At 68.9% G+C, this 5,862-nt stretch carries 6 protein-coding genes; 5 read left to right on the forward strand and 1 reads right to left on the reverse strand.

The window, feature by feature from the left end; all coding sequences use genetic code 11:
* Positions 1–69 precede the first annotated feature (69 nt).
* The 3 genes from ACFW1I_RS14835 to ACFW1I_RS14845 all read left to right on the forward strand — a co-directional run bounded on the left by ACFW1I_RS14835 (position 70) and on the right by ACFW1I_RS14845 (position 2,082).
* A complete protein-coding gene (locus ACFW1I_RS14835; RefSeq protein WP_384669826.1) occupies positions 70–216 on the forward strand; it encodes a hypothetical protein in 147 nt (48 codons plus the stop codon).
* A gap of 78 nt (positions 217–294) precedes the next feature.
* Positions 295–711 (forward strand): DUF5958 family protein, encoded by a 417-nt coding sequence (locus tag ACFW1I_RS14840; protein WP_384669828.1) that lies wholly within the window; start codon positions 295–297, stop codon positions 709–711.
* An 87-nt stretch (positions 712–798) separates the two neighbouring features.
* Complete coding sequence (locus tag ACFW1I_RS14845) at positions 799–2,082, forward strand: IS701 family transposase (RefSeq protein ID WP_384669829.1); 1,284 nt, start codon at positions 799–801, stop codon at positions 2,080–2,082.
* 22 nt (positions 2,083–2,104) lie between these two features.
* Here ACFW1I_RS14845 and ACFW1I_RS14850 read toward each other — a convergent pair whose 3' ends face one another.
* A complete protein-coding gene (locus tag ACFW1I_RS14850; protein WP_384669830.1) occupies positions 2,105–3,274 on the reverse strand; it encodes a hypothetical protein in 1,170 nt (389 codons plus the stop codon).
* 114 nt (positions 3,275–3,388) lie between these two features.
* Between ACFW1I_RS14850 and ACFW1I_RS14855 the strand changes: the two genes are divergently transcribed.
* On the forward strand, positions 3,389–3,694 hold the full coding sequence (locus ACFW1I_RS14855; RefSeq protein ID WP_384669831.1) for a hypothetical protein: 306 nt from the start codon (positions 3,389–3,391) through the stop codon (positions 3,692–3,694).
* 645 nt (positions 3,695–4,339) lie between these two features.
* Positions 4,340–5,862 (forward strand): Helicase associated domain protein (locus tag ACFW1I_RS14860; RefSeq protein ID WP_384669832.1); only part of this gene is annotated, 1,523 nt, incomplete at its 3' end.

Raw genomic sequence — 5,862 nt, forward strand, 5'->3', positions numbered from 1 at the left:
CCCGAATAGTCCTTCATCGCCATCGGCGGTCTTCTCGCTTCCTCCGGATCAAGCAGATCCAGTATCAGCGTGTCCACCACTCAGGGGGAGGCCCCCCAGACCTCCAGCCCACACCTCGGCCTGACCCTCCATCAGGTCCTCGACGCCGGTCCAGAACCTTCGGCAAGGCCGGACCGGCACCTGCAGCGCCTGCGGAACCTCACCACGCACTACTAGTACCCCAGTCATACTTCACGATCTGGTTCGATGGCCATACAACGTTGACGGCCTGAGGTGCTGTGGAGGTGGGGCGGGTTGAACGAGCGCGTGGTGGTCCTGAACCGGTTGGCGCAAGGGATCCGTCCGCTTGATCGGGGCGTCGACTGGTTCGGGAGCCTGGACTGCGCCGAGCAGTTCGAAGTCCTGCGTGACCTGGCGGGCTTCTGCATCCAGGCCCGCGCCCTCATCGAGGACGGACCGGAGGCTATCCGCAGGGCCGGGATCCGGCCCACCCACACCCCGGCCGTGCTCATCACACGCGGGCACCTGGCCGAGCAGCTGACAAAGATCATCAATCTGCCGCAGGACGAGCGCGTCAAGGCGTTCCGGCTGCTGGTCGCTCTGCTCGGTGTGGCCGACGAGCGGCGGCGGGCTTGGTTCTGTGCCCAGGGGTGCAGCCATGCCTGGCACCATCTGGGCACGGATGAAGGAACAGGCGCGGCCACCACATGATCATCACGGGCTGTATGGACTCCTGAAGATCAGGCTGTGGCCGCAGGGGCCGCAGGCCACAGCATAGATGCAGCCCGCTGGCGAACGATGTTCGACCAGACCATGGCCCGGATCGCGGGCCGGTTCCGCAGGGTGGAACCACGGACGACCGCTCGTGCCTATCTGGTCGGACTGCTGTCCCGAACCGAGCGGAAGAACTGCTGGCAGCTGGCCGAGCAAGCCGGCCATGACCGCCCCGGGCCGATGCAGCGGCTGCTGCGATCCGCCCGCTGGGACGCCGATGATGTCCGTGACGACGTCCGCGCCTACGTCCTTGACCACCTCCGCACCGACGACGGCGTACTGATCGTCGACGAGACGGGGTTCCTGAAAAAGGGCCGGAACTCGGCAGGCGTACAGCGGCAATACACCGGCACCGCAGGCAGGATCGAGAACAGCCAGGTCGGCAGCTTCCTCGCCAATGTCTCCAGCCGAGGACGAGCATTGATAGACCGCCGGCTCTATCTGCCCGACACCTCTTGGTGCCAGGACACCGAGCACCGCACCCGCTCCGGCGTGCCCGACCAAGCCCAGTTCGCAACCAAACCCGCACTCGCCGGGCAGATGATCGCCGCCACACTGGACGCCGGGATCAGCGCCTCGTGGGTGACCGGTGACGAGGCATACGGCCAGGGCCCGGGCCTGCGCGCTCTGTTGGAGGGCCACCGGATCGGCTACGTCCTGGCCGTCGCCTGCAGCACTCGGGTGCGGATCAACCAAGGAAGGACCGCCGCCCGCCCGGACGCGGTGGCCGGCCGCCTGCCCGTCTCCACCTGGCACCGGCAGAGCGCCGGAACCGGTGCGAAGGGGCCGCGCTACTACGACTGGGCCTGGATCGAGATCGGTGCCGACGGCCACAGGCACCTCCTGATCCGCCGCAACCCGACCAGCGGCGAACTCGCCTACTACCTGCGCTGGTCCCCGACCCGGGTCGCGCTGTCCGACCTGGTTCGGGTGGCCGGGAGCAGATGGTGCATCGAGGAGTGCTTCCAGGCCACGAAAGGCCAGGTCGGGCTGGACCACTACCAGGTTCGCCACTGGACCGCCTGGCATCGGCACATCACCTTGGCCATGCTCGCGCTGGCATTCCTGGTGGTCCTCGCCACCGACGCGACGCCGGAAAGGGCCGCTCAGCCAAACCAACCCGCCCGCAGCACCGACCCAATCGGCCTGAGCGTCCCCGAGATCCGCCACCTGCTCGGAACTCTGCTGAACCCAGTGGGCACATCTCCGCGCAAACGGCTGCACTGGTCAACCTGGCGCAGACGACACCAGGCCGCGGCTCGCCGCAGCCACTACCACCGGCGGCTCACCAGCCCCTCAATCGGGTAGATCACGACGTCGCACTGGAGTACTAGGAGACCTCGTAGCAGGTGGTCCGGACCTCGGAGCCGGTGCCGTCCTTCGGCGGCGCCCACCACGCCCAGACGCCGGGGCCGCAGACCGCCCAGCTGCGGGCCTGCGTGGCGGCGTCGTTCGTGCCGGGCGTGACCTGGTGCTGACCGAGGATCCGGGCGTCGTGGGGGCCGGAGCAGGGGATGGTCACCACCTGGCGGCTACTGCGCTGGCCGGTGGCGAAGTCGATGCAGCCGCCCTTGCGGACCTCGCCGATGTCCCGCACGGTGTCCGTCGCCTTCAGCACCCGGCCGCCGGTGGCCTGGGAGGGCGCGCCGGACCCGTACCCGCCGAGGGAGAGGTCCATGGTGAGGGTGGTGAAACCCGCCAGATCGCCGTCCTCGCGGAAGGCGTTCTTCACGGTGATCGCCGCACGGGTGATCCGCCCCTGGGCATCCACCTCGACGGTGAGCGGGACAGGCGGGCGCAGGCTCGCGCTCGGACCGGGCAGGACGATGTGGGCGTGCAGGTCGGGCGGAAAGAGCAGCGGCAGCGCACTGTCGGACAGCTCCGCCCGGTAGGCGCGGCCGCCGGCCGGCGCCTGCCGGTGCGAGGTCGCCTTTCCGGCCGTCAACGCCTCCAGGAGGGTGCCGCCGACCGGGGATTCGCTGCCGCGCAGGAACTCCAGGGGATCGTTGTCCGTGAACCTGGCGGAACCGTTCGAGGTGTCCTCGGGGGCATAGTCGATCCAGTACGGAGAGGAGGCCGCCCGGTAGCGGATCCGCTGACGGTCGACCAGGTAGGTGCCGGAGGTCTCGCCGTCCTCGAGCGCGGGGGTGGAGCCGAGGACGGCGGTGCGCACCTTTCCCGGGGTCTTCGCGGGGAGCGCCCAGGTGACCTCGGCGCGCCCCCGGTCACCGGCGAAGTCCAGGCCGCCAGTCATGGTTCGGACGATGCTGCCCTTCGGCCCCGTGAAAGTCAGCTTCTGGGTGAAGCCCGCCGTTCCTGCCTTCTGCGTCTCGCGCACGGCGAGGAAGACCTGCCGGTCCGTCTTCTGCCCGAAGACCGGGTGGCTGGCGGTCGCCGACGGGCGCGGCGGGCCGGCGTCCTGCCCGTCGGCCGAGCAGGCGGTCAGTGTCAGGGAGACCGCGGCAAGGATTACGGCGGAGCGGGCGATTCTTGTGGGCATGCTCCGATGACCGGTGCGCGGGGCGGATGGTTGCCCGCCGTGCGGTCACGAAACGATCAACATCGCCCCCGAAACACCCCGGCGGCGCGCGGGCTCCACCGCTACCGTGCGGGCATGAAGCGCAGACGAAAGCACTGGCGGGACGGGTTCGGGACACCGAAGACGTTCATTCTGTACCGCACGCCTGACGTGTGGCGCTATGCCATGTTCTTCTCCGGCGCCATCGTCGACGGCCACCTCGCCCAGCCCCGTGCCGACAGCGAACCGGGCGCAGCCCAGACGGCCGCACATACTCAGGCCGAGGAACTGGCCGGCCAACCGCTGACGATCTCCTGGGAAGCAAGCGACGAACCAGGCTGGTGGACGGGAACCATCACAACCGAACCCGCGAACCTGACACCTCACTCTGCCGCTGGCTGACGGGAGATCCCACGGAGGACTGCGGGCCGGGCCTGCCCGCCTCCGGATCCCCGTGCGTACCGGTCCCAGGCGCGAGGACGGGCTGCCGGCGCCGTCATCGTATGCGTGCGCTGGGGGTTGGTGATTCCTGAGGTCAGGAGCTGAGCTTCTGGGTCAGTACGAGCGACCAGGAGGAGGAGTGCAGGGCCCCCTCCTGCAGGCCGAGCAAGCGGCTCAGAGTAGGGGGCACCAAGCGTGAGTTGGCCCAGGGGGCTGCCGGGGGCCATCGCCTCACGGATCCGTGGTGCTCAACCGGTCGCTCCTGTCATCGCGTACGGCGCTACCCCGGTTCGAGCAGCGGCAATGTACGTTGCTGCGCATCGAGGCCGACTCGGACGCCGACCGGCATCGGCAGGTTCGGGCCGGCATGCCCGAACTCGGCGTTGCCCAGGCGGGGATGCCGCGGTCGACGAGGTCAACGCCGCCGCGACCACCGAGACGAGTTGGGTGCCTGAGGCGTCAGTCAGCACCTTGTCTGCTGCTCCCTGATCGGCCACCGGGGAGGTCGTGAACGGGTCCGCACCCTGGTCTGTCAGAGGGGTGTGATACGTCAAAGGGGGGGCCGCAGGGTTCGAGCCGAAGCGGGGCGACATTCGGGAGCATCACTTGATCACCACAGGTCCTGACGGCATACGGGTCTGCTCGGAAGCCGACGACCACCGCTGGCCCGATGACGGCCGCGGCCAGGGCTGCCCATTCTGCGCCGGCCACCGGATCTCCTCCACCAACAGGCTCTCGGACCTCTACCCGGAGGACGTCGCGAGGTTGGACGCCCGGAACTCGGGCGTCACAGCGGATGAGTTGAGCGTCGGCAGCAGCCGTGTGGTGCTGTGGTTCTGTGACATCAATCCCACGCAACACCCTTCGTTTCCACGGAGCGTGAACGCTTTCACCGGTGGCAAGAAGGGAAACGGGACCAAAGTCTGTCCCAGGTGCCGCCTTGTGGGAACCTCCGTACAGGAGCTTCTGCTGAAGGCCGAGCTGGCGACAGTGCTGCGCATCGACCCGGACTGCGACCAGGTGCTGGATGCCGACGGTCGCCCCGCACGGGTGGACATCGTCGCCGTCGATCAGGATGGCAACCCCTGCCTCGTGCTGGAGTTCGACGGAGTCTGGTGGCACGAGGGCAAGGAGGACAAGGACGCCGCGAAGGCCGCGCGCCTCCGCGCCGCGGGGCTGACGGTGGTGCGGATCCGCGAGACGTGCCTTGAACCGCTGGATCCGCGGTTCGATGTGGTCGTCGGGTTCCTGGCGGCTGCTGAAGACGTCGCAGCCGGCGTACTGGACCACTTGGCCGGACTGGGCATGGTGGCCCGAGCCGAGGCCGACCGCTACCGCGAGGCATCGTTCGCCGGTCCGCGGAACCGGGCGCTGGCCGAGCAGTGGATCCGTGGCCGGCTGGGGGAAGCAGCGCTTCGCGTCGAACGGAGACTGCACAAGGAGCGGTGGGCGCGCATGCACGCGGCGCTCGTCGACTATGAGGCCGTCAAGGGTGACTGTCATCCGGCCGATCAGGAAGTCACGGTCGCCGGTGTGAACCTGGCTCGGTGGGTCCGCAAGCAGCGTGCTCTGGCGGCCAGTGGCAGGTTGGACCCCGAGCGCGCCCGACGTCTGTCCGACATCCCCTCGTGGTCGACCGAGAACGCCTTCGACACGTCGTTCCGCCGTCAGTGCGACCGCTACCGGGCCGCGGTCCTGGGGGAGGGCGGCGCGGAGGACAGCGCGATGGAAGCGCGCGAAGCCACCGTGTGGGCGAACAACCTGCGTACGAGCCGCAAGCGGCTGACCGATCAGGGCGCGGACCTGCCGGCCTGGAAGCTCGACGCCGTGGGCTCCCTTCCGGGATGGAGGTGGGACCCGTTCGAGGAGCAGTTCCTGGCCAAGATCGTCATCCTCCAAGACTTCGCGGCCGAGACGCAGCGGAGCATCGGCAGTATCAAGCAGCGAGAGCAGTGGAGCGGACACCGGATCGGCAGCATCGTCAACTCCTTCCGGACCCGGCGAGCCGCCTACGACGCGGAACGCCGGGCCGCGCGTGAAGAGAGTCCCCGCTGGGCCAGGTACCCCCCCCACGAAGCCGTGAACGCCACCATTGTCGGACAGCGCCTGTGGGCTGCCCAACACCACCG

Origin of the sequence: Streptomyces sp. NPDC058955, from assembly GCF_042741435.1 — a bacterium.
Classification (GTDB): Bacteria; Actinomycetota; Actinomycetes; order Streptomycetales; family Streptomycetaceae; genus Streptomyces.